The sequence below is a fragment of the Streptomyces sp. NPDC059455 genome, assembly GCF_042750115.1.
GTDB classification, from domain to species: Bacteria; Actinomycetota; Actinomycetes; order Streptomycetales; family Streptomycetaceae; genus Streptomyces; species Streptomyces endocoffeicus.
The window spans coordinates 22660-45770 of record NZ_JBHYVB010000038.1 but is presented as its reverse complement, the minus strand read 5'-3'; the positions used below and the strand labels follow the sequence as shown (position 1 = coordinate 45770).

Genomic DNA, 23111 nt, shown 5'->3' with positions numbered 1-23111 from the left:
CTCGTCTCCTGGCTGCAGCCCACCGTGTCCGTACCCGAGAGTAGCCCCAAGCTGAACTCAGTTACCAATCGACGTGAACAGACCCGGGTCAAAGGCGCTCCAGCACGGTCGCGTTCGCCATGCCGCCGCCCTCGCACATCGTCTGCAGACCGTAGCGCCCCTGGGTCCTGCGCAGTTGGTGGACGAGCGTGGTCATGAGGCGGGCGCCGGTGGCGCCGAGCGGATGTCCGAGCGCGATGGCGCCGCCGAAGGCGTTGACCCGCTCCGGGTCGGCGCCGATCTCCTTCTGCCAGGCGAGGACGACCGAGGCGAACGCCTCGTTGATCTCCACCAAATCGATGTCGCCGATCGACAGCCCGGCCCGGTCCAGGACCTTCTCGGTGGCGGGGATCGGGCCGGTCAGCATATGGATCGGATCGGAGCCGACGACGGCCATGGTGTGCACCCGCGCGAGCGGGGTCAGGCCGTGGCGGCTCACCGCCTCCTCGGAGGCGATCAGCAGGGCGGCGGCTCCGTCGGAGATCTGGCTGGAGACGGCGGCGGTCAGCCGGCCGTCCTCAGTGAGGGTCTTCAGCCCGGCCATCTTCTCCAGGGTGGTGTCGGCGCGAGGGCCCTCGTCGGCGGTGAGTCCGAAGGCCGGAGTGATCTCGTCGTCGAAGGCGCCGCCGGCCTGGGCGGCGAGGGCGCGCTGGTGGCTGGTGAGCGCGAACTCCTCCATGTCCGTCCGGGTGACGCCCCACTTCTCGGCGATCAGTTCGGCCCCGCGGAACTGGGAGACCTCCTGGTCCCCGAAGTGCTCGCGCCAGCCGTCCCCCGCGTACGGGCTGCCCATACCGGCCTGTTCGCCGACGGTCATGGGGCTGGCGATGGGCACCAGGCTCATCACCTCCACCCCGCCGGCGACCACCAGATCGGCGGCCCCGGAGCCGACCGCCTGGGCGGCGAAGTGCACGGCCTGCTGGGAGGAGCCGCACTGGCGGTCGATGGTGGTGCCGGGGACGTGCTGCGGCAGCCCGGCCGACAGCCATGCGGTGCGTGCGATGTTGCCGGTCTGCGCGCCGAGCTGGCTGACGCACCCGAAGTACACGTCGTCGACGGCGCCCGGGTCGGCTCCGGTGCGCTCCAGCAGGGCGCGCAGCGCATGGGCGCCGAGATCGGCGGGGTGCACGCCGCTGAGCGTGCCCTTGCGGCGGCCGACGGGGGTGCGGACGGCTCCGACGATGAATGCTTCCGACACGGTGGGGCTCCAGGGGTTTCGGGGAGGTGTCAGGTGCTGGGGGCGGCGCGGGTGAAGTCGGGCGCCCGCTTGGCCAGGAAGGCGGCGACGCCCTCGCGGCCCGCGGCGGAGGAGGCCGCGGCGGCGATCGCATGGGCCTCGCGGTCCAGGTGCGTGCCGAGGTCCGAGGTCAGCCCGGTGGCGACGAGACGGCGGGTGGCGCCGAAGGCGGCAGTGGGCCCGTCACGCAGGGCCTCAGCCGTACGGACGGCCTCGGCGGTCAACTGGTCGGGGGCGACGACCCGGCTCACCAGTCCGATGGCCTCGGCTTCCGCCGCCTTGACGCGGCGGTTGGTCAGCAGCAGGTCCAGGGCCCGCTTGGGACCGACGAGCCGGGGCAGGAACCAGCTCACTCCGGCATCCGGTGAGTAACCGATTCCGGTGTAGGCGGTGGTGAACGAGGCGTTGTCGGCGGCGAGGGTCACATCGGCGGACGCGGCCAGGCCGATGCCCGCACCGGCGACGGCTCCCTGCACGGCGGCCACCACGGGCGCGTCGCCCGCCGCGAACGTACGCAGGGCCTCGTGGAGCGCGCCGGTCACCTCGATGAGGTGCTTCTCCAGCGCCTCGCCGGAGAGCCGGGAGAACTCCCCGAGGTCGCCGCCGACGCAGAAGGACTTCCCCTCGCCGGTCAGCAGCACGGCCCGTACCGCCTCGGCGGCGCAGGTGCGCGCGGCGTCCAGCAGTCCGCGTGCCATCTCCAGGTCGATGGCGTTGCCCGCCTCGCCGCGGCGCAGGGTGACGCGGGCCAGGCCGTCGTCGATCTCGATGCCGACCCTCATCGCGCGGTCCATCCGCCGTCGACGGTCAGCACCTGGCCGGTGCAGTATGAGGAGGCGTCCGAGGCGAGGAACAGCAGCGCGCCGTCGAGTTCGTGGGCCCCGCCACCGCGCCGCAGCAGCGTGTTGCGCTCGACCCAGCGGCTGGAGCGCTCGTCGCCGAAGAGGTCGGCGGTCATCTCGGTGCGGAACCAGCCCGGGGCGAGCGCGTTGACGCGAGTTCCGGACGCGCCCCACTGACCGGCCAGCTCCCGGGTCAGCCCGATCAGCCCGGCCTTGGACGCCGCGTAGCTCGCGCCGCCCAGCGGGGCGGCGGTGACCAGGCCGAGGATGGAGGACACGTTGATGACGCTGCGGGGCGGCGCGCCGTCCCCGGCGGGCGCCTCGGCCACGAGGCGTGCCAGATGGAAGGGGGCGGTGAGGTTGACGCCGAGGACGTCGGCGAAGGCGTCCGGGGATTCGTCCTCGGCGCGGGTCTCGCCGGACGTGGCCGCGTTGTTCACCAGGATGTCGACGCGGCCGGTGGTGGTCCGCGCGGTCTCGACCAGCCGTGTACGGTCGGCGGCGAGCGAGACGTCGCAGGCGACGGGGTGGATGCGCTCGCCTGCGTCGGCGAGTTCCTTCAGCCGGTCGATCCGCCGGGCGGCGGCGAACACGGTGGCGCCCGCCTGCGCGAGGACGGCGGCGAAGCGTGCGCCGAGCCCCGCGGACGCGCCGGTGACCACGGCCGTCCTGCCCCGCAGCGAGAACAGCTCCGCGGCGGGTTGGGGCACGTTCCCTGGCTCGGTCATCCCTCCACCCCGATCGGCAGGGCGGTCGCGCCGCCGTCGAGCACCAGGGTCTGGCCGGTCATCCAGGAGGAGGCGTCGGAGGCCAGGAACAGCGCGGCGTGGGCCACGTCCTCCACGGTGCCGAGGCGCCGCAGCGGCAGCTTGGCGGTGAGGATCGGCTCGCGGACCTCCCACACCGCCCGTGCCAGCTCGGTCTTGATCAGTCCGGGGGCGATGGCGTTGACGCGGGCGTGCGGCCCGAGTTCGTAGGCGAGCTGCCGGGTCATGTGCAGCATGGCGGCCTTGGTGGCGTTGTAGTAGCCGATGTGCGGATCGACGATGAGCCCGCCGACGGAGGCGATGTTGACCACCGCTCCCCCGTGTTCGGCCATCCAGGCCCGCCAGGCACACCGGGTCCAGGCGATCATGCCGTACTGGTTGACGCGGACGGTCTTCTCCGCGCGCGGCAGGTCCAGATCGAGCAGATCGCCGTGGTACGGGTTGGTCGCCGCGTTGTTGACGAGGATGTCGAGGCGGCCGAAGCGGGCCATGGTCTCCTCGACGCACCGCTCGGCCTGCTCCGGTTCACCGGCGTTCGCCACCACCGTGTGTACGTCGCCGTCGCCCTTGACGCGCAGCAACTCCTCGCGGGCCTCGGCGAGTCCGGCCGGTTTACGGGCCGCGATCACCACATGTGCGCCGGCCGCCCGGTAGGCGGTGGCGATGCCGAGGCCGATGCCGCGGGATCCGCCGGTGATGACGGCCACCTTGCCGTCGAGGCTGTTGGCGCTCACGCTGCCCCTGCCTTCGTATCGGTCTTCTTCTTGTACGGCGCGAGTTCCTGGCGGGCCACCGTCCGCAGATGCACTTCGTCGGGGCCGTCGGCGATCTTCAGTGCCCGGGTGATGGCGTACAGGCGGGCCAGTACGGTGTCGTCGCTGACCCCCGCCGCGCCGTGCGCCTGCACCGCGCGGTCGACGACCTTGTGGGCGACCTCCAGCGCCGCGACCTTGATCGCGGCGACCTCCATACGGGCGGCTGCGTTGCCGGCGGTGTCCATCAGCCAGGCCGATTTGAGGACGAGGAGCCGCAGCTGCTCGATCTCGATGCGGCTGCGGGCGATCCACTCCCGGACCACGCCCTGGTCGGCGAGGGGTCCGCCGAAGGCGATGCGTTCGGTGACGCGCTCGCACATCAGCCGCAGGGCGCGCTCGGCGAAACCCACGGCGCGCATCGCGTAGTGCATCCGGCCGGGACCGAGCCGTCCCTGGGCGAGTGCGAAACCCTCGCCCTCGCCGACGAGGATGTTCTCCACCGGCACGCGGACGTCCTCGAAGAGCACATCGCCGTGTCCGAGGCGGTCGGTGTAGCCGAACATCGGCAGGTCGCGCAGGACCGTGACGCCCGGGGTGTCCCTGGGGATGAGCAGCATGGACTGCTGCCGGTAGGTGGGCGCCTCCGGGTCGGTCTTGCCCATCAGGATGATCAGCTTGCAGTCGGGGTCGAGGATCCCGGAGGTGTACCACTTGCGGCCGTTGACGACATAAGCGTCGCCGTCGCGGGTGATGCGGGTGCGGATGTTACGGGCGTCGGAGCTGGCGACCTCCGGCTCGGTCATGGCGAAGCATGAGCGGATCTCCGCCTCGAGCAGGGGCCGCAGCCAGCGCTCCTGCTGCTCGGGGGTGCCGTACAGCGCGAGCAGCTCCATGTTGCCGGTGTCGGGCGCCGAGCAGTTGAACACCTCGGGGCCGATGATGGATTCGCCCGCCAGTCCGGCGAGCGGCGCGTATTCGAGGTTGCTGAGCCCCGCGCCCCAGTCGCCGTGCGCCATGAAGAGGTTCCACAGGCCCTCCGCGCGGGCCTTCTCCTTCAGCTCGGCCATCACCGGCGGCAGGGCGTGCGGGTCGTCCCCTTCGGCCAGCTGCCGGTCGTACGTCGCCTCCGCGGGGAAGACGTGTTCGTCCATGAACGACCGCATGCGGTCCTGGAGTTCACTCGCCCGTGGCGAGTATCCGAAATCCACGATTGCTCCTGTTCGGTGGGGGCGTACCGCTGCCGGATCAGCCGAGGATGTCGCGGGCCGTGCGGATCATGGCGGCGATGGTGGGCGGCAGGCGTTCCTGGTCCGGGTCGTGGTGCTTGCCCTCGCGGTGCCGGCGGAGGTTATGGCCCATGATCGCGGCCATCTTCATGCGGCCGAGTGCCCGGAACCAGTCCATCGCGGGCAGCGCGGGCCGCCCGGCACCGTAGGTGTCCAGCAGTTCGGCCTCGCCGGGCAGTCCGGGCACGGCGTGGCCCAGCTGGGGGAAGTTGTGGTGGTCGGCGAAGAGCAGGAACCAGCCCAGGTCGATGCGCGGGTCGCCGACGCTCCAGATCTCCCAGTCGACGACGGCCACCGCCCGCTCGCCCGCGCACAGCACATTGCCGAGCCGGAAGTCCCCGTGCAGCAGCACCGGCGGGAGGCCGCCTGGTACGCCATCGGCGAGACGTACCAGCAACTCCTCCCCGCCGGGCCGCAGTTCGGTGGGAACGGCACGCAGGGTGCGGCTCCATCGCTCCAGCTCGCCGGAGGGGTCGAGCGGTGCGGGCGGATCGAGCCCGGGGGTGTGCACATCGGTGCCGTGCAGCCGCCGCAGGACGGACGCGATCTCCAGCATCCGGGCGCGGGCCGTCGCGTCGGGCACCTCGTGGTCGTCCAGTACCGGCTCGACGGCCTCACCGTCCGCGAAGTCCATGGCGAACCAGGCGGGTTGGGTCTCGTCGACGGCCACGACGCCCGGTACCGGCACCGCGGACCCGGCCAGCGCGCCCAGCACCCGTGCCTGGCGCAGGACGTCGTTGCGTCCGACGGGCCGCTGCCCCGGTGGCACGGCCTTGACGACGTACCGGGCGTCCCCCGCCGCGACCTCGTAGGTCAGCCCGGAGTGGCCGCCCGGCAGCACCTCCAACTCGCCGATGGCCGCGCCCGGGTGGTGGCGGGCGAGCCGGTCGCGGACCCGGGCGGCCAGCTCCGGCACCTCGGTGGCCATGCTCATCGGACGGGCTCCTTGGGCAGGCCGAGTACGCGCTCGGCGAGGATGGTGCGCTGGATCTCGTCGGTGCCGCCCGCGATGCTGTAGCCGGGGGCGCCCAGCAGGTGCTCCGTCCAGGCGTAGGTGCCCCACTCCCCCGTGTCCGCCACGAGGCTCGGCCCCAGCAGCTCGGACACCAGGTCGCTGGTGCGCCGCATGGTCTCGGTGGCGTACAGCTTGCCGACCGATGCCTCCGCGCCCGGTTCGCGCCCGGCGACGAGGGCGGCGGTCACCCGCAGTCCCATGAGCCGCTGGACGAGGGTGCGGAGGTGGAGGTCGGCGGCCCGCTGCTGTTCGCCCCCGGTGAGGGGGCGCGACAGGTTCCCGGCCAGGTCCAGCGCCCGGTCGGCGTTGTCCAGGCCGAGGCTGCCGGAGTCGAGCCGTTCGGCGGCCAGCACGCTGAGCGTGACCCGCCACCCCTCGCCGACCGGCCCGAGCCGGTCGGTGTCGGGCACCCGCACACCGTCGAGGTAGACCTCGTTGAAACTGGTGCCACCGGTCATCTGCCGGATGGGCCGTACGGTGACACCCGGCGCGTCCATGCGCACCAGGAAGACGGTGATGCCGGCGTGTTTGCGGACGTCCGGGTCGGTGCGGCACACCGCCACGCCCCAGGTCGCCACGCGGGCACCGGAGGTCCACACCTTGTGCCCGGTGAGCACCCAACCGTCGCCGTCACGCACGGCCTTGGTGCGCACCGCGGCGAGGTCGGAGCCCGCCTCGGTCTCCGAGAACAGCTGGCAGGCCAGCTCGTCGGTGCGCAGCATGGGCACGAGCCAGCGCCGCTTCTGTTCCTCGGTGCCCCACAGGCCGATCGCGGGGGCGACGAGCGCTTGGGTCACGGGGAAGATCTCGGGGCGGTGCGGTACGTCGAAGGCCGCCTCTTCGCCGCGGTAGAGCTGCTCGTAGTACGCGGGCAGCCCTCGTCCGCCGTACTCCTGTGGCCAGTTGAGCGCGGACCAGCCCTGGTCGTAGCGGGTGCGTTCCCACTCCTGGACGCGGGCGGTGTGCTCGCGCTCCTGCTCCTCGGTCCAGTTCTCGAACACGGCGACGGAGTCGGAGCCGCTGCCCCACTCCCCGTCGGCGGCGCGGGGCCGGGCCGCGCCGGCGAGCCACGTCCGGGCCTCGGCGCGGAACTCATCGGGTTCCGGGATACCGCTCATCTCTTCCTCCACCTCCGATCGGGGGGCCGTTCAGTGGGACATTCCTCCGCACCTTCGGCGCGCCTTTCAACGGGACCTTCAACGGGACAGGACCGTGCAGGCGCTCACGCCCGGGGCGCCGTACACATGGGTGAAGCCGATCCTGGGGCGGTCGGGAACCTGGCGCTCGCCGGCCCGGCCGCGCAGCTGCTGGACGACCTCGTAGACCTGGCGCAGTCCCGAGGCGCCGATGGGTTCGCCGTTGGCGATGCAGCCGCCGTCGGTGTTGACCGGCAGTGTCCCGCCGATCCCGGTGGCACCGGAGGCGATCAGCCGCTCCTGCTCGCCGTCCTCGCAGAACCCGCACTCGGCCATGTGCATGACCTCGGCACCGCTCTCGGTGTCCTGCAGCTGACAGACGTCGACATCGCCGGGGCCGAGCCCCGCCTCCTCGAAGGCGGCGGCCGAGGCGTCACGGCTGACGCTGGTCAGTGTGCCCCCGGGAATCCACGGGCTGAACACCTCGAACGATCCGAAGCGCCGGGTGCGTACGGCCGCCGAGCGCAGGGTGACCGGTGTGCCGTCGATCGCGCGGGCGGCCTCGGGCGAGCAGAGGACCAGCGCCGCCGCGCCCGCTCCCGGGGAGCAGAACATGAAGCGCGTCAGCGGATCGCTGACCATGCCGGATTCCAGGATCTCCGCGGCGGACACCGGTTCGCGCCGCCATGCCTCGGGGGTCAGACCGCCGTTGCGGTACGCCTTCTCGGCGACCAGGGCGAGGGTCCGCGGGGTGATCCCGTGGTCGTGCATATAGCGCTGGATCTTCATGCCGAAGAACTGGGTGGTCACCATCAGCCCGTCGCTGCCGTACTCCGCGCCCAGGCCCCAGTCCTCGGGCCTGGGGTCGAAGGCGCCGCGCGGGTGTTTGTCGAAGCCGACGGCGAGGACGACGTCCGCCATGCCGGACCGGATCGCGTTCACGGCGGAGACCAGCGCGCTGCCACCGGTGGCGCAGCCGTTCTTGACATTGACGAACGGCAGTCCGGTCAGGCCGAGTTGGGCCACCAGGGTGTCCGCGAGGCCCGCGCTGTCGCTGCCGCCGAACGCGGCCCGCACCCGCGACCACCCGATCCCGGCGTCCGCCAGCGCGGCGTTCACGGCGGTGACGGCCAGCTGCCGGCCGGTCGCCTCCGACCGGCCGAACGGGGTGCGTCCCGCGCCGCAGATCAGCACATCGGTACTCAAGAGCCCTCCTCGCTCAGGGGCGTGGGCCTGGCCCGGGGCACCCCGGGACCGGCGGTCACGGAGAGCGGCATGCCGATGCGGACGGCGTCGAGGTCGTCGACGTCGAGGACGGCGGCCACCCGCACGCCCTCCGCCAGCTCGACGTAGCCGAGCGCGAACGGCTCAAAGCCTCCGGGCGGGGCCTGGTAGGGCGGCGACTTGGGGGCGTACCGCTGTACCGTCCAGGTCCACAGCGTGCCCGTGCCCTGGAGGGCCGCCGGATCGGCCGGCCCTCCGCAGCGCGGGCACGTGTCGTCCGCGGGGTACACCGCCACCGAGCAGCCGGAGCAGCGTGCGCCCTGGAGCCCGCCGGCGGCTGGGCTCCGCGGATCCGTGGTCATCCGGATCAGCGCCCCTGCCACTTGGGTTCGCGCTTCTCCAGGAACGCCGACACGCCCTCGTTCGCATCCTCGGAGTTGAGGGCCACGCCCACGGCGAGGTGCTCCATCACCATCAGCGACTGGGTGTCGGCGTCCAGGCTGCGGTCGATCGTCATCTTCGTGAGCCACATGGTGAAGGGGCTCTTGTCGGCGAGGTGGCTGATGAACTCATCGACCGTCGCGTCCAGCTCCTCGGCCGGGGCCGACTTGTTGATCAGCCCGAACTCGGCGGCCTCGACACCGGAGAGGAGCTTGCCGGTGAGCATCAGCTCCTTGGTCTTACGGATGCCGATCATGCGCGGCACCCGGTAGATCGGACCGGCCCCGCCGAAGAGCGCGCGGCGGATGTGGAAGTCGCCGATCTTCGCGTCGTCGGCGGAGATGGCGAAGTCGCAGGAGATCATGATCTCGAAGCCGCCGGCGGTGACATGGCCCTCCAGGACCGCGACCGAGGGGGTCTTCATCGAGTACAGGCGGTCGCACACCTTCGCGGACTTCACCGCGACGTCGATCGCGTTCGACTTGCCGACGTACTCGGCCTTCAGGCTGTCGAGGTCGAACCCCGAGCAGAAGGTGCCGCCGCGGCCGCGCACGACCAGGACCCGAAGCTCGGGGTCCTCGTCCACCTCGGTGATGATCTCGTCGAGCCGGTCCAGGATCGGCACGGTGACGCAGTTCTTCTTCCACGGACGGTTGAGCCACACCCGGGCAACGTGCCCGTCGCGCTCGAACTGGATCTCTTCTTCCGTTGTCATCCCTCACCCCTCTGAAACTGAACTGAATTCACTACAACTTTGATTCCATTGTCGCACGGTGTCAAGCCCTTGATCGAGACATACCTATTCCGGTTCAGGCGGCGGGGCGGGTGGCGAGACCGACGAGCTCGGCGAGCCGGGTCCGGTGCTGGTCCGCCGTGCCGAACAACACCTCGGCGCCGCGCGCCCGGCGCACATACAGATGAGCCGGGTGCTCCCAGGTGAAGCCGATCCCGCCGTGCAGCTGGACGTACTCGGCCGTCGCCAGGCGGAAGGTCTCGGAGCAGACCACGGCGGCGGCACAGGCGGCCACCGGCAGCTGCGGCGAGGCGACGGCGGCGCAGGCGGTCGCGTACGCGGACCCCGAGCGCGCCGCCTCCAGCGCCACCAGTACATCGGCCAGCCGGTGCTTGACGGCCTGGAAGGACCCGATGGGGCGCCCGAACTGGTGGCGCTGCGCCACGAAGGCCACCGTGGCGTCCAGAGCGTGCCCGCTGCCGCCGACCTGCTCGGCCGCCAGCGCGGCCCGCCCGGTGTCCAACGTGGCCGAAACCGTGCCCTCGGCCTCCTCCGCCGTGCCCACGGCGGTGGCCGGGGCACCCCCGAACTCCACCAGCGCCTGGCGCCGCGTCTCGTCCAGGACGCGGCGCGGCGTCCGCCGGCAGGTATCGGGGGCGGGCTCACAGGCGAAGATCCGAGGTCCGGCGGGCGTTCCGGCCCGCACCAGGAGCAGATCCGCAGCGGCCCCGTCGAGCACGAAGTCCGCCCGCCCGCGCAGCACCCAGCCGTTGCTCCCCTGTTCGGCGGTGACGCCGGGCCCACCGGGCCCACCGGGCCCACCGGGCGCGTCGAGGCCGAACCCGGCCACGGTGGCGGTGAGCGTGCCGTCGGCGATCCGGGGCAGATAGCGCTCGCATGCCGTACGGTCGCCGCTGAACAGCAGAGCGTGTGCGGCCAGGACCACCGTGGGCAGCAGCGGCGCGCAGTACAGGGCGCGTCCGGATTCCTCCAGGGCCACGGCCAGCTCGGCGAAGGTGAAGCCCGACCCGCCGTACTCCTCCGGAACGGCCAGGCCGTGGACGCCGATCTCGCCCGCGAGCCGCGCCCAGAGCCCTTCGTCGTATCCGCGCGGGGTGGCCAGATGCTTGCGCACCTCCTCGACACCGCTCGCCTCGGCGTAGAGGTCCCGCAGGATGGTACGCAATTGTCGCTGTTCATCCGTTTCGGACAGCAGCTGGGGGTCGATCTCGGGGTGGCGACGGTGCATGGGATCTCCATCGTGCTGGTACGGCGGGCATGGAGCGCAAGAATTGAACTCAATTCATGACCGTAAGCATGGGACTCCAGGCAGGCAAGACCGTCCGGCGCCAGGATCGGGGCGGGTCCGGATCCGCTCAGGCGGTGAACCGGCCGCCATTGGCGAGCAGCACCGCGCCGACGAGGTTCGCCGCGGCATCGCTCGCGAGAAAGAGGGCGATCTCGGATATCTCCTCGGGCGTGGCGTACGGGCGCACCCGCGGGTCGGCGAAGGACGACCGCAGCACCTCGGGGGTGCGGGCCGCCATCCCCGTCTCCGTCGGCCCCGGCGCCACCAGGTTCACGCGGATCCCGGACGCGATGACCTCCTTGGCCACGGCTTGGGCCAGCGCGTGCACACCCGCCTTGGAGGCGGCGTAATGGGGGTAGCCGACGGGCGCGTCGAAAGCCGACGACGATCCGATCACCACGATCGCCCCGGCCCCGCGGGGCCGCATGATCCGCACCGCGGCGCGCAGCACATGGAAGGTTCCGTCCAGGTTCACGCGCAGGACCCGCCGCCAGGAGGCGTCGTCGAGGGAATCGGTCAACTCGACCGGCCGGCCTTCGACGGCCGCGTCCGCGATGCGCCGCTTCGCCTCGGGATCATCGACCCCCGCCGCGTGCACCAGGACGTCGAGGCGCCCGTGCCGGCGCAGTACGTCCTGGAAGGCACTGTCGACGCCCGCCGCGTCCGCGACGTCGAGTGCGACCGCCCGGGCGGCGGGCAGTTCCTCGGCGACGGCCGCCGCACCGTCGCCGTTCACGTCCGCCAGGACGACGGCCCGCGCCCCTTCCGCGGCCAGTTGCCGGGCGACCGCCGCGCCGATGCCCGAGGCGGCTCCCGTCACCATCGCGACCTTGCCGGCGAACTTCCCCGTGCGGACCTCTTCGCGCGTCACGGCGATCCCCTTCCGTTGCCTCAGACATCTATTGAACCGACTTCACCTCTGTTACCGTGGCAGCCGCGGCGCTGACAAGACCCGGGACGGTGAAGATGAGGGCACTGCGACTGACAGCCTGGGGCGAGGCTCCGGCACCGGCTGAGGTCGAGCGGCCCGTCCCCCACGGCGCCGAGGTGCTGATGCGGGTCGAGGCCGCCGGTCTGTGCGGCTCCGACCTGCACGTCATCGACGCTGCTCCGGGCGCGCTCCCCTACCGGCTGCCGTTCACCCTCGGCCACGAGGTCGCCGGGCAGGTCACGGCCCTGGGGCCCACCGCCGACGGGGTGCGGGCAGGTGACCGCGTGGTGCTCTACGGGCCGTGGGGCTGCGGCTCCTGCGCGCGGTGCGCCGCGGGCTCCGACAACTACTGCGACCGGCGGAACACCCTCGCCTGGCACGGGGCGGGACTGGGCCGGGACGGCGGAATGGCCGAGTATCTACTCGTCCCCTCCGCCCGCCATCTGGTGCCGATCGGCGATCTGCCGGCCGACCAGGCCGCCCCGCTCTCCGACGCGGGCCTGACGTCCTACCACGCCGTGGCCGGGCTCCGGAACACACTCGGCGAGGGCACCACCGCCGTCGTCATCGGCGTCGGCGGGCTCGGTCATCTGGCCATCCAGATCCTCCATGCGACCACCGCGAGCCGGGTGCTGGCGGTCGATGTCCGGGAGGACGCCCTGGCTCTCGCGGACCGCTCCGGCGCGGACTTCGGCACCCTGATGCGGCCGGACACCGCCCGCGTCCTCAGGGCGCGCAGCGGTGGCGTGGGGGCGGACGCCGTGTTCGACTTCGTCGGCGCCGCACAGACGCTGGAACTCGCGACCGGCATCCTGCGCCCCGGTGGCGAACTCGCCGTCGTCGGAAGCGGAGGCGGCAGCCTGACGGTGTCCAAGCCGGGTGTCCTCCCACCCGGCTTCCGGCTGTCACTGCCCTTCTGGGGAACGCGCCAGGAACTGGCCGCGGTCGTCACGCTGGCACGTTCGGGGGCGCTCCACGTCGAGACGGAGCGCTTCCCGCTGTCCGCCGCTCCGGAGGCGATCGACCGGCTTCGCCGGGGCCAGGTGCGGGGCCGGACCGTGCTCGTACCGGACTGATCACACTCGCGGTGGACTGATGGCTCCGGCTCATGGACGCGGGGGCTCACGGACGCATGGGCTCATGGACGCGTCGGCTCACGGACCCGGGGCTCACGGATCTGGGGCTCCACGGATCTGGGGCTCCACGGATCTGGGATCTGGGATCTCACGAATACGGGCCTCATGGACGCGAGTGCTCTCGGATGCGAGGCCTCACGGATCTCACGGATACGGGAACTCACGGATGGCGCGGAAGGGAAGTTCAGCATGCGCTTCGACGGAAAAGTAGCGATCGTCACCGGCGGCGCCCGGGGCATGGGTGCCACGCATGTACGGGGGCTGGTCGCGGAGGGCGCCCGGGTCGCCGTCTGCGACCTGCTGGACGATGAGGGGCAGGCCCTGGCCGGGGAGCTCCCCCACACGCGGTACTGCCACCTCGACGTCACCGACGAGGCGGAGTGGCGGTCCGTCGTCCGTACGGTCGAGGACACCCTCGGTCCCGTGGATGTCCTGGTCAACAACGCGGGGATCATGCACTACGGCGGTGTGGAGGAGCAGTCGCCCGAACACTTCCGCCGGATCATCGACGTCAATCTGGTGGGCGCCTTCCTCGGCATGCACACCGTCCTCCCCGGCATGCGCGACCGCGGCCACGGGGCCGTCGTCAACGTCTCCTCGGCCGCCGGCATGACGGGTTTCGCCGGTGGCATCGGCTATGTGGCGAGCAAGTGGGGGGTGCGCGGGATGACCAAGGCCGCCGCATTGGACCTGGCAGGCAGCGGGGTACGGATCAATTCCGTACACCCCGGGGTCATCCGCACGTCCATGGGTGAGACCGCCTCACCCGAACTTTTCGCCCATCAGCCGGTGGCGCGGATCGGGGAACCCGAGGAGGTCACCCGCATGGTGCTCTTCCTGGCCAGCGACGACGCCTCCTACACCACGGGCGGGGAGTTCCTCATCGACGGCGGCCAGACCATCGGGCATGGCCGCCACTCCACCGCGGATTAGAGCGGCGCCGAGAGCCCGCGGCCGTGCGTGGCAGCCTGCCGCCACCACGGCCGAACGACCTCTACACATCCTTGCGAACGGTGAGCAGGGAACCGATCCCGATCAGGCAGACCAGCATGACGAAGAACGCCGGGGAGAGCAGGTTCCCGGTCCGGTCGACCAGGAAGGCCGCGATGTACGGAGCCGTACCGCCCGCGAGGACGGTGCCGATGTTGTACCCGATCGCCATACCGGTGTAGCGGACCCGGCGTTCGAACAGATGCGGCCACAAACTCGCCGCCGGGACCTGCACGAACGCACTGCTCAGCATCAGGAGCATATAGGCCAGACCGGCCAGCGCCAGGCTGTCCTGGCCCATGAGCACCATCGCGGGGTAGGCGGTCACCAGGAAGCCCAGCAGCCCGCCCATCAGGACGCGTTTGCAGCCGAACCGTGCGGCGAGCCGGCCGGCCGGCACCATGAGCAGCACGGTGACGAGCACGACGCCCGCGCTCAGCCAGTAGACCTGCGTGGTGTCGTATCCCAGGTTGGTGGTCATGTAGATGCCGATGTACGTCAGCCCGAGGAAGATGGCGCCGCCCTGTGCCATGGCCAGGCCGACGGACTGCAGCAGCGCCGTACGGTGGGTGGCCAGGACCTCTCGGATCGGAGCCGCGGGGATGTCGGCGCGCTCTGCGGCCTGCTTGAATTCCGGAGTGTCCTCGATCCGCAGCCGGGCCCACAGGCAGAGGATGGTGAGCGGCACGGCCATCAGGAAGGGCAGCCGCCAGCCCCAGTCGCCCATCTGTTCCTTGGTGGTGAGGGCGGAGATCGCTCCGGCCGTCGTGGCCGCGAACATGAACCCGAGGTTGGACCCGATGGGCGTGACGGCGCCGAGGAAGGCTCTGCGCTGGGGTGGCGCCGACTCGTAGATGTAGGTGTAGGCGCCGACCGACTCGCCGCCCGAGGAGATGCCCTGCACCAGCCGGGTGATGAACAGGAGCACCGCGGCGAACACGCCGATCTGGCTGTAGGTCGGCAGCAGTCCGGTGAGGCTGCTGGCCACCCCCATGCACAGCACCGAGGAGACCAGCGCCTTGCGGCGTCCCCATCGGTCACCGAGCCATCCGAAGAAGACACCGCCGATCGGCCGCACCACGAGGCCCGTGGCGAACACCGCGAGCGCCGCCAGCGTCGACGCCGCCGGATCGTCGCTCGGGAAGAACTGCGGAGCGATCGCCACGGCGAGATAGCCGTAGACGCTGAAATCGAAGTACTCGATCAGGGTGCCGATGCTCCCGGCGAGCATCGCGCGGCGCACCGTACGTGGATCGTACGACGGCGACTCCTCCGGCGACGCGGGCTCCTCCCCCGGCGGCGCGGGCTGCTGTGTGGTGCTCATGATGTGGCTCCCTTCCCCGCGGCACGGTCCGGTACCCTGCCGACGCCCGGGACGCTACAGAACTGAACTCAGTACAGCTAGCCGTCGAACAGGGTTTTCTCAGGAAGCACTGCAGGTGCCGTGGTCACGGGTTGAGTATCTGAATTCGATTCGGTTTACTCATACAAGGTGGAGCGGCATGTCGCCGCGCTGGTCGGCAGTACCGAGTTCGGGAGTGCAACGTGCCCATCGGGTTCGAGATCGAGGACAAAGTCGCGGAGATCGCGCGGCGCACCACCGAATTCGTACGGGAGGTGGTGATCCCCGAGGAGCAGGCGTGTGACGGCAATGTCCATGCCGGGCCGGAGCCGCTGCGCCGCCGACTTCAGGACGCGGCCCGCGAGGCGGGGGTGTTCGCCCCGCACGTCGGCGCCGAATGGGGCGGACTCGGACTGGACCTGTGCGGGCAGGCAGTGGTCTTCGAGGCGGCCGGGTACTCGCTGCTGGGGCCGCTCGCGCTCAACTGCGCGGCTCCCGACGAGGGCAATACGCATCTGCTCGAGGTGGTGGCCACGGAGGAGCAGAAGGAGCGGTATCTGCGCCCGCTGGCGGCCGGTGAGGCGCGCTCGTGCTTCGCGATGACCGAGCCGGCGCCGGGCGCCGGATCCGATCCGCGTGCGCTCACGACGACCGCGACGAAGATCGACGGCGGCTGGCGGATCGACGGCCGCAAGTGGTTCATCAGCGGCGCCGACGGAGCGGCCTTCGCCATCTGCATGGCCCGCACCAGCGGCGGCCCCGGCGACCCGGGCGGCGCGACGATGTTCCTCATCGCCGCCGACAACCCCGGCATGAAGATCGTCCGGAATATCGACACCCTGGACCAGGGCCTCTTCGGCGGGCACAGCGAAATCGCCTTCGAAGGCTGTGAGGTCGGGGACGAGGCCGTACTGGGCGAGGTGGACCAGGGCTTCGGGTACGCCCAGGTGCGCCTGGGGCCCGCGCGCATGACCCACTGCATGCGCTGGCTCGGAGTGGCCCGGCGGGCGCAGGACATCGCCCTGGAGCGCGCGGCCGACCGTTCCGCCTTCGGCAAACCGCTGGCCGAACTGGGCATGGTGCAGCAGATGCTGGCCGACTCCGAGATCGACATCGAGACCAGCCGGGCGGTGCTGTGGCGGGCCTGCTGGGAGCTGGACCAGGGCCGCCCGGCCGCCCAGCACACCTCGATCGCCAAGACCTACGTCTCCGAGGCGGTGAACCGGGTGGTCGACCGAGCCGTCCAGATATGCGGTGCGCTCGGCATCTCGGGGGACGCCCCGCTGTCGCGGCTGTACCGCGAGGTGCGTCCGTTCCGTATCTACGACGGCCCTTCCGAGACCCATCGCTGGGCCATCGCCAAGCGCGCGGTGCGGGCGGCGCGGGAGCGGAGGGCCACTCGGTGACCAGTTCCGGGACGACGGTGGCCGGAGTCGACGTGGCCGCGTTGCAGCGCTACTTCGAACGCCACGTACCCGAGTGCGCGGGCCCGCTCGGGATCACGCTCCTGCAGGGCGGGCGCTCCAATCTCACCTACGCGGTGACCGACGGGGCACACCGGTGGGTGCTGCGCCGGCCGCCGCTGGGGGTGCTGACACCGACCGCGCACGACATGGACCGCGAATACCGCGTCGTCGCGGCGCTCGGCGACACCGCGGTGCCGGTCGCCCGGTCCGTGCTGTCCTGCACGGACCCGGAGGTGATCGGGGCGCCGTTCTGTGTCGTCGACTTCGTGGAGGGCATGGTGCTGCGCGACGGCGACGAGGCCGCCGCCCTCCCGCCCGACGACGCCCGGCACGCCGCTGACGCGCTGGTGGACACCCTGGTCACACTGCACTCGGTGGACGCCGCCACCGTGGGGCTCGGCGACTTCGGCCGACCCGACGGCTATCTGGAGCGCCAGGTGCGGCGATGGCGCGGGCAGTGGGACAAGGTCGCCACGCGGAGCCTGCCCGACCTCGACGAACTGCACGGCAGGCTGGCCCGTTCCCTGCCCGCGAGCGGCACCCCGGCCATCGTGCACGGCGACTACCGCCTGGACAACGTCATCCTGGCACCCGGCGAGTTCGGGCGGATCGCCGCCGTCCTCGACTGGGAGATGGCCACGCTCGGCGATCCGCTCGCCGACCTCGGGATGCTGCTCATGTACTGGGACCGGACCTGCGAACCGGTCCTCGGCGCGCGCCACGTCCCGACGGCCAACTCCGGATTTCCCTCGGGCCGCGAGGTGGCCGAGCGATACGCCGAGAAGTCCGGACGGGACATCGATGGCCTGCCCTTTTACCAGGCACTGGGCTGTTTCAAGCTCGCCGTCATCGCGGAGGGCATCCACGCCCGCTTTACGGCGGGACAGACGGTCGGAACGGGATTCGAGCGGGTCGGCTCCGCGGTGCCCGCGCTGCTGCGCTCGGGGCTGGAGCTGCTGCCGTGACGGCTGACACCGGAGATGCCATGCGTGATGCCACGCGAGACGCCGCGCGGGTTTCCGCCCAAGACGCCGCGCGGGTTTCCGCCCAAGATGCCACGCAAGATGGAGGAGAGCCCGTGCGAGACCGACTGTCCGGACAGATCGCCCTGGTCACCGGCGCGACCGGCGGTATAGGAGCCGCCGTCTCGCGGCGGTTGGCCATCGAGGGCGCCACGGTGGTGGTGACCGACGTGGACGCCGACCGCTGCGGGCAGCTGGCGGAGGAGTTGACGAAGGAGCTGGCGGCCGAAGGAGCGGCGGCGCTGGGTCTCGCGCTGGATGTGAGCGACGAGGAGGCGTGGCGCGGCGCGGTCGAGCGTGTGGTCTCCGAACTGGGCGGTCTGTCCGTGCTCGTCAACAACGCGGGTATCGCCCAGATGCGCACCGTGGAGACGGAGACCCAGGAGTCCTGGGACAAGGTCATCGCGGTGACCCAGGGCGGTGTCTGGCTCGGCATGAAGCACGGTGGCCCCGCGATCGAACGCTCCGGTGGCGGTTCGATCGTCAACATCGCGTCGATCTTCGGCACGGTGGGCGGCTTCGGCAGCCAGTTCTCGTACCACGCGGCGAAGGGTGCGGTGCGGCTGATGACGAAGAACGCCGCGCTGCACTGGGCCACGCGCGGCGTCCGCGTCAATTCGATCCATCCCGGTTTCATCGAGACCCCGCTCTCGCGCGAACTGTGGCAGGGCACGCCCCGTCACACCGCGATGGTCGAGGGCACCCCCATGGGGCGGCTCGGCACGCCGGAAGAGGTCGCGGGGGCCGTCGCGTTCCTCGCCTCCCAGGACGCGAGCTTCGTGACCGGCTCGGAGCTGTACGTGGACGGTGGCTGGACGGCACGCTGACGGGACACCACCCGTCGTGGCGGACGAACCGGGTGGGGGCGGCGAGCGGTCAGTCCGTCGCCTGTGACGCCGTCGCGGTGGCGGTGTCCGCGGCGGTCAGTCCGAACACCAGGGCCGAGGCGATGCCACCGGCGTAGGCGCGGTGCCACAGGCCACCGGTGTCCGACCCGGCCGCGAGGAGTCCGGGGAGCGGTTCGCCGTCCCCGCGCAGTACGCGGGCCCGGTCGTCGACGCGGACACCGTGAAACGGGAAGGTGATGGCCGGTACCGTCTCGATCACGTAGTACGGCGGTTCGTCGAGCGGGAGGCGGTCCAGCTGCCGGCCGGGCACCGGCTTCAGCCCCGCCGCGGCGTGTTCGTTGAACAGCTTGACCGCGTCGCGCACGGCGCCGCCCTGGTACCCCCATTCCTCCGGGAGGTAAGCCAGTTCGTCGAGGTCTTCGGCGAGTCCCACCCGGCCGCCCCGCTTACCGGCCAGAGCGAACTTGTCCACGGCGACCGCGCCCTCGACGTACGAGCCGACGACCCAGTCACGGAACACCCGGGCGTCAGCGATGAGAAGGCCCCGGCTCTCGGGCTGCTCCAGCAACGCCATGGCCGTGAGGTGGTCGCCCAGCGTCTCGTCCACGAACCGGTCGTTGTCCACGTTGAACAGAAGGGCGTGCTCGCTGTAGTAGAGCGACAGGTCGACGAAGTCCGCCGGGTCGGCGAAGGAGATGCCACTGGGGATGAGATGGCCGTAGAAGCCCGCGTCATCGTGGCCGGTGGCGGCACCGACCTGGGTGGCCAGACGGTAACCGCCGCCGCGGCTGAAGGAGTTGGAGCGGAGCTGCATGCCTCCGGCACGGGGGTGCAGATGCGCGGCGCGGAGTTCCGGATCGCCCTGAAACCCGCCGGTCGCGATGAGGGTGGACCCGGCACGCACGCGCAGGTGCGTGCCATCGGCCAACCTCAGCTCCGCTCCCGCCACCCCCCCGTCCTCGACCACCAGCCTTTCGGCGCACGTTTCCAACAGCAACGCGCCACCGCCTTGGCGGATGGCTTGTCGACAGGTGGCGACGTACTGATGGGTGTCGAACTGGTGCCCGCGACCGAAGCTGAGGACGCGCTGCGCGTCTTTGATGTCCACGCCGAGGGAACGGATCCATGAGATGCCCTCGGGGAACCGATCCACGAGGGCGCGCTTGAGCGCGGTGTCTCCATATGGATTGTGCTGGTCCATGATGTCGTGGCTCGGCGCGGTCCATGCGTAACCCGCGAAGAGCGCGGAACCGCCGACGTCCGTACCGATCTCCACGACCGTGACGGACAGCCCGTTGCGAACCGCGCGGGCACCGGCGGTCAACCCCGCCATACCCGCACCGATGATGAGCAGATCGACTTCTTCCGCGCGCAACGCGACTCCCCTCCGGTCCTGGGACGACCCTCTCAGCAAAACCGAATCCAGTTCAAAGAACAAGTACTGGGACCCGATCAACCAGCCAGAACCGATACCACCGAGACCGAAGTGGATTCTCTTGATGAGGGTTTCGGCAGTAGTGAGCAGCCAGCTCGGCGATCGAGGTGAAGGTCCGCGTTCCGCCGCTGCCGCCGATGACGCGGACGCCGTCACCGGTTGTGGTGTCGAAGTCGAAGACGGGGCGCCGCGGGCGCGTGGGCGCTCAGCGCTCCTGCAGTGCGGCCAGCGCGTGGACGGTCGCGGCGGTGTCCGGGTACAGCCGCCGGTAGAGGGCGTACAGCTCGTCATAGCGCCCGGTGTGTTCGGCGCGAGGCGTCACCGTCTCGCGCACCGGGTTCCAGTCGTCGATGGAGGCGTCCCCGACCAGCTGAGCGGCCAGCAGCGCGTCGCCGTAGCCCGCGCCGATGGTGATGGCGCGCAACTCCTGTGGGCGGCCGGTGATGTCGGAGACGATCTGTGTCCACAGCGAGCCCTGGGTGCCGCCACCGACGGCGACCACACGGCGGATGTCGCCGCCGACCGCCTCGATGACCTCGATGTTCTGGCGGACGGCGAACCCGGTGGCTTCGAGTGCGGCCCGGTAGAGGTCGCCGCGGGTGTGGGACAGGGTCAGCCCGGCGATCACTCCGCGGGCGTCGGGGTCCATGATCGGGGTTCGTTCGCCGGAGAAGTACGCGAGCATCAGCAGGCCGTTGGCGCCAACGCCCGACTCGGCGGCCAGCGCGGTGAGTTCGGCATGGTCGCCGTCGGCGAACAGATCCTTCAGCCAGTTGGCCACCGCGCCGGAGGTGGCCATGCCACCGGCCAGATTCCGGGTCCCGGGCAGCGCGCCGACCGTGCCCCACAGGGACGGGCTGGTCAGCGGCTCGGGCACGGTGTGGATGAGGAACATGGTGGTGCCGTACATCAGCATCAGATCGCCGATGTTCTGCGCACCCACGCTCAGGGCCTCGGCCCAGGCGTCGATGGTGCCGGTGGTGACGGGGATTCCGGCGGGCAGACCGGTCGCCGTGGCGGCCTCGGGAGTGAGGGCTCCGGCCGCCTCGCCGGGCCAGCGCAGCGGCGGCAGCTCGATCCCGGGGGCGACCTCGGCGGCCCAGGGGGCGTACCACTCGCAGGCGAGCGTGTCATACAGCGGAGTGCACTGACTGGCCGAGTGGTGGTCCAGGACGTAGTTTCCGGTGAGCTTACGTACCAGCCAGGAGCTCGGCATGTAGAGGCGCTTGGCCCGCGCGTAGAGCTCGGGCTCCTCCTCGGCGATCCACGCGATCTTCGGCCCGGCGGCCTGGGTGGTCAGGGCGGAGCCGCCGCGGCGGATGATCTCGTCGGCGCCGAGCCGCGCCTCGATGCGCTGGATCTGGTGGACCGAGCGGGTGTCCACACCGTAGAGCACGGCGGGGCGCAGCGGGGCGTCGTGCTCATCGGTCAGCAGGACGCAGGGGCCCATGCCACTGACCCCGACGGCGACCACGGTGGTGTCCTCCGCGGCGGTCAGCTCGCGGGCGAGTTCGGTGAACTCCCGCCACCAGACGGAGGCGTCCATCTCGAAGTGGCCGGGTCCCGGCCTTGCGGGGGTGTGCTCCCGGGTGGCCGAGCGAATCAGTGCGCCATCGAGACCGACGAGGACGCCCTTGGTGCTCGAGGTGCCGATATCCACTCCGAGGACTGCGTTGCGAGGCATGGCGAGCACGCTGACAGAAAACGATTTCACCGTCAAGGGAGGGCACGCGAATGGCCTTTGCCCTGGCGAAAAGCCATATCAGCGGCGCGCTTCGGCACCCCGCGATCGACCACATGTCTCATCCCTTGACACCCCCTGAAGCCCGCTCCACATTGCGGTGAAATGGATTTCAGACGTGCCGCGCCGCGCCGCCGGTGACTCGGGGTTGAAGTGACGCTGTGAGGTGCCGGGATGGCCCATCAGGGCCGGGCAGGTCCTCAAGGCCGGGCAGGTCCTCAAGGCCGGGCAGGTCCTCAAGGCCGGGCAGGTCCGGCCGTGCTCTCCCGGACCTGCAGCTTTGTGCGCAGCACCACGGTCTGCACCGGCGACACACTGCCGTCCATGCGCTGCAGGAGGAGGTCGGCGGCGGTGCGCCCCAGCTCGTACGAGGGCAGTTCGACCGCGGTGAGGGACGGCCGCACCAGCGACGCCCAGGGAACGTCCCCGAAGGAGAGCACACCGACCTCGGGCGGGGTGCGGCCGGCCTCGCGGAGGGCGTCGAGGACACCGATGGTCATGAGGTTGTTGGCGACGAACACGGCATCGGGCGGCTCGGGCAGCGCCAGCAGTTCGCGCATCGCCGCGCGGCCACCGCCCACCCGGAAGTCGGCATGCCGTACGTAGGTGTCGTCGGCCGCGGCCGCGCCGCCCCGGGCGGCGCGCAACGCCGTGCGGTGGCCCGCGAGCCGCTCCTCGGAGGTGGAGGCTCCTTCGGGCCCGGTGATGCAGGCGATCCTGCGGTAACCGGCCTGGAGGAGGTGGCGGGTGGCGACCTCGGCACCGTGGTGGTCGTCGACCCGGACCGCGTCCACCTCGGCGTCGCGCGGACGACGATCGACGGCGACCACGGGCACACGCCGGTCGGTCAGCGGCCCCAGATCCGTCTCGTCCTGGGACGCCGCCGCCACGATCACGCCCGCCATCTGCTCACCGAGCGCGACCTCCAGGTAGCGGCGCTCCTTGTCGGTGTCCTCGTCGGAGTTGCACAGGACCACGGAAAGGCTGGTGCGCTGCGCGGCGTCCTCGACACCACGGGCGAGCGAGGTGAAGAACGGGTTCCCGATGTCCGGGATGATCAGCGCGATCACACTGGACCGTTGCTTGCGCAGCGACCGCGCCACCCGGTTGGGCGCGAACCCGAGGGCCGCCGCGGCCTCTTGCACGGACAGGGCACGTGCCGGTGTGACCTTGCCGCCGTTGAAGACACGCGAGACGGTCGCCGGAGAGACACCGGCGGCTCGCGCCACGTCATGGATCGTCACCAACTGTGTCCGCATCCTTTCACCGTGTACGGTCGCTCTTCAGCCTACCCTGCCGATGAAAAGGATTTCACGCTGGTATTGAGGGGGTAGGGGCGAGGCTGGTGGTGGGCCTACCCGGCCTCGCGGGTGGCGGGCGTACGCGGCCAAGCGGTCGGTGGGCGAACCTGCCCCA

At 71.2% G+C, this 23111-nt stretch carries 21 protein-coding genes; 5 read left to right on the top strand and 16 right to left on the bottom strand.

Features of this window, described 5'->3' with window-relative positions:
• Positions 1-88: 88 nt before the first annotated feature.
• The 12 genes from ACFXB5_RS16295 to ACFXB5_RS16240 all read right to left on the bottom strand — a co-directional run bounded on the left by ACFXB5_RS16295 (position 89) and on the right by ACFXB5_RS16240 (position 11655).
• A complete protein-coding gene (locus ACFXB5_RS16295) occupies positions 89-1237 on the bottom strand; it encodes an acetyl-CoA C-acetyltransferase (RefSeq protein WP_385207853.1) in 1149 nt (382 codons plus the stop codon).
• Positions 1238-1266: 29 nt separating this feature from the next.
• Entirely contained in the window at positions 1267-2058 is a 792-nt protein-coding gene (locus ACFXB5_RS16290) for an enoyl-CoA hydratase/isomerase family protein (protein ID WP_385207851.1), read from the bottom strand.
• Positions 2055-2846, bottom strand: coding sequence for an SDR family NAD(P)-dependent oxidoreductase (locus tag ACFXB5_RS16285; RefSeq protein ID WP_385207848.1), 792 nt, complete (start codon positions 2844-2846; stop codon positions 2055-2057). The genes ACFXB5_RS16290 and ACFXB5_RS16285 overlap by 4 nt, the downstream gene beginning before the upstream one ends.
• Positions 2843-3619 carry an SDR family oxidoreductase gene (locus ACFXB5_RS16280; RefSeq protein ID WP_385146433.1) on the bottom strand — a complete coding sequence of 259 codons (777 nt, stop codon included), beginning with the start codon at positions 3617-3619 and terminating at the stop codon, positions 2843-2845. Before ACFXB5_RS16280 ends, ACFXB5_RS16285 begins: the two co-directional genes overlap by 4 nt.
• Positions 3616-4848 (bottom strand): acyl-CoA dehydrogenase family protein, encoded by a 1233-nt coding sequence (locus tag ACFXB5_RS16275; protein WP_385207845.1) that lies wholly within the window; start codon positions 4846-4848, stop codon positions 3616-3618. Before ACFXB5_RS16275 ends, ACFXB5_RS16280 begins: the two co-directional genes overlap by 4 nt.
• Positions 4849-4885: 37 nt before the next feature.
• The gene (locus tag ACFXB5_RS16270) at positions 4886-5860 is read right to left on the bottom strand and encodes a phosphotransferase family protein (protein WP_385207843.1); all 975 of its coding nucleotides are present in this window, start codon (positions 5858-5860) and stop codon (positions 4886-4888) included.
• On the bottom strand, positions 5857-7059 hold the full coding sequence (locus ACFXB5_RS16265) for an acyl-CoA dehydrogenase family protein (RefSeq protein WP_385207840.1): 1203 nt from the start codon (positions 7057-7059) through the stop codon (positions 5857-5859). The genes ACFXB5_RS16270 and ACFXB5_RS16265 overlap by 4 nt, the downstream gene beginning before the upstream one ends.
• A gap of 78 nt (positions 7060-7137) precedes the next feature.
• Positions 7138-8283 (bottom strand): thiolase family protein, encoded by a 1146-nt coding sequence (locus ACFXB5_RS16260; protein ID WP_385207837.1) that lies wholly within the window; start codon positions 8281-8283, stop codon positions 7138-7140.
• Entirely contained in the window at positions 8280-8663 is a 384-nt protein-coding gene (locus tag ACFXB5_RS16255) for an OB-fold domain-containing protein (RefSeq protein ID WP_351903183.1), read from the bottom strand. The genes ACFXB5_RS16260 and ACFXB5_RS16255 overlap by 4 nt, the downstream gene beginning before the upstream one ends.
• A 5-nt stretch (positions 8664-8668) precedes the next feature.
• The gene (locus ACFXB5_RS16250; protein ID WP_385207834.1) at positions 8669-9457 is read right to left on the bottom strand and encodes an enoyl-CoA hydratase/isomerase family protein; all 789 of its coding nucleotides are present in this window, start codon (positions 9455-9457) and stop codon (positions 8669-8671) included.
• A gap of 94 nt (positions 9458-9551) precedes the next feature.
• Positions 9552-10724 carry an acyl-CoA dehydrogenase family protein gene (locus ACFXB5_RS16245; RefSeq protein WP_385207832.1) on the bottom strand — a complete coding sequence of 391 codons (1173 nt, stop codon included), beginning with the start codon at positions 10722-10724 and terminating at the stop codon, positions 9552-9554.
• A gap of 127 nt (positions 10725-10851) precedes the next feature.
• Entirely contained in the window at positions 10852-11655 is an 804-nt protein-coding gene (locus ACFXB5_RS16240; RefSeq protein WP_385207829.1) for an SDR family NAD(P)-dependent oxidoreductase, read from the bottom strand.
• Between the two features lie 95 nt (positions 11656-11750).
• On the opposite strand from ACFXB5_RS16240, the gene ACFXB5_RS16235 reads away from it, so the two are divergent.
• Together ACFXB5_RS16235 and ACFXB5_RS16230 are read left to right on the top strand one after the other, a co-directional pair.
• Complete coding sequence (locus tag ACFXB5_RS16235; RefSeq protein WP_385207827.1) at positions 11751-12791, top strand: NAD(P)-dependent alcohol dehydrogenase; 1041 nt, start codon at positions 11751-11753, stop codon at positions 12789-12791.
• A 249-nt stretch (positions 12792-13040) separates the two neighbouring features.
• Positions 13041-13784, top strand: coding sequence for an SDR family oxidoreductase (locus tag ACFXB5_RS16230; protein ID WP_385207825.1), 744 nt, complete (start codon positions 13041-13043; stop codon positions 13782-13784).
• A gap of 61 nt (positions 13785-13845) precedes the next feature.
• Here the strand turns inward: ACFXB5_RS16230 and ACFXB5_RS16225 are convergent, their stop codons facing one another.
• Positions 13846-15165 carry an MFS transporter gene (locus tag ACFXB5_RS16225; RefSeq protein ID WP_385207823.1) on the bottom strand — a complete coding sequence of 440 codons (1320 nt, stop codon included), beginning with the start codon at positions 15163-15165 and terminating at the stop codon, positions 13846-13848.
• Between the two features lie 221 nt (positions 15166-15386).
• Between ACFXB5_RS16225 and ACFXB5_RS16220 the strand changes: the two genes are divergently transcribed.
• The 3 genes from ACFXB5_RS16220 (at position 15387) to ACFXB5_RS16210 (ending at position 18498) form a co-directional block, all read left to right on the top strand.
• Entirely contained in the window at positions 15387-16589 is a 1203-nt protein-coding gene (locus ACFXB5_RS16220; RefSeq protein WP_385207821.1) for an acyl-CoA dehydrogenase family protein, read from the top strand.
• Positions 16586-17614 carry a phosphotransferase family protein gene (locus ACFXB5_RS16215; protein ID WP_385207819.1) on the top strand — a complete coding sequence of 343 codons (1029 nt, stop codon included), beginning with the start codon at positions 16586-16588 and terminating at the stop codon, positions 17612-17614. The genes ACFXB5_RS16220 and ACFXB5_RS16215 overlap by 4 nt, the downstream gene beginning before the upstream one ends.
• Positions 17615-17727: 113 nt before the next feature.
• Complete coding sequence (locus ACFXB5_RS16210) at positions 17728-18498, top strand: SDR family NAD(P)-dependent oxidoreductase (RefSeq protein ID WP_385207816.1); 771 nt, start codon at positions 17728-17730, stop codon at positions 18496-18498.
• Between the two features lie 49 nt (positions 18499-18547).
• Here ACFXB5_RS16210 and ACFXB5_RS16205 read toward each other — a convergent pair whose 3' ends face one another.
• The 3 genes from ACFXB5_RS16205 to ACFXB5_RS16195 form a co-directional block, all read right to left on the bottom strand.
• Positions 18548-19894, bottom strand: coding sequence for an FAD-binding protein (locus ACFXB5_RS16205; protein WP_385207813.1), 1347 nt, complete (start codon positions 19892-19894; stop codon positions 18548-18550).
• Positions 19895-20159: 265 nt separating this feature from the next.
• Positions 20160-21638 carry an FGGY-family carbohydrate kinase gene (locus tag ACFXB5_RS16200; protein ID WP_385207812.1) on the bottom strand — a complete coding sequence of 493 codons (1479 nt, stop codon included), beginning with the start codon at positions 21636-21638 and terminating at the stop codon, positions 20160-20162.
• Positions 21639-21931: 293 nt separating this feature from the next.
• Positions 21932-22954 carry a LacI family DNA-binding transcriptional regulator gene (locus tag ACFXB5_RS16195; RefSeq protein WP_385207809.1) on the bottom strand — a complete coding sequence of 341 codons (1023 nt, stop codon included), beginning with the start codon at positions 22952-22954 and terminating at the stop codon, positions 21932-21934.
• Between the last annotated feature and the right edge of the window lie 157 nt (positions 22955-23111).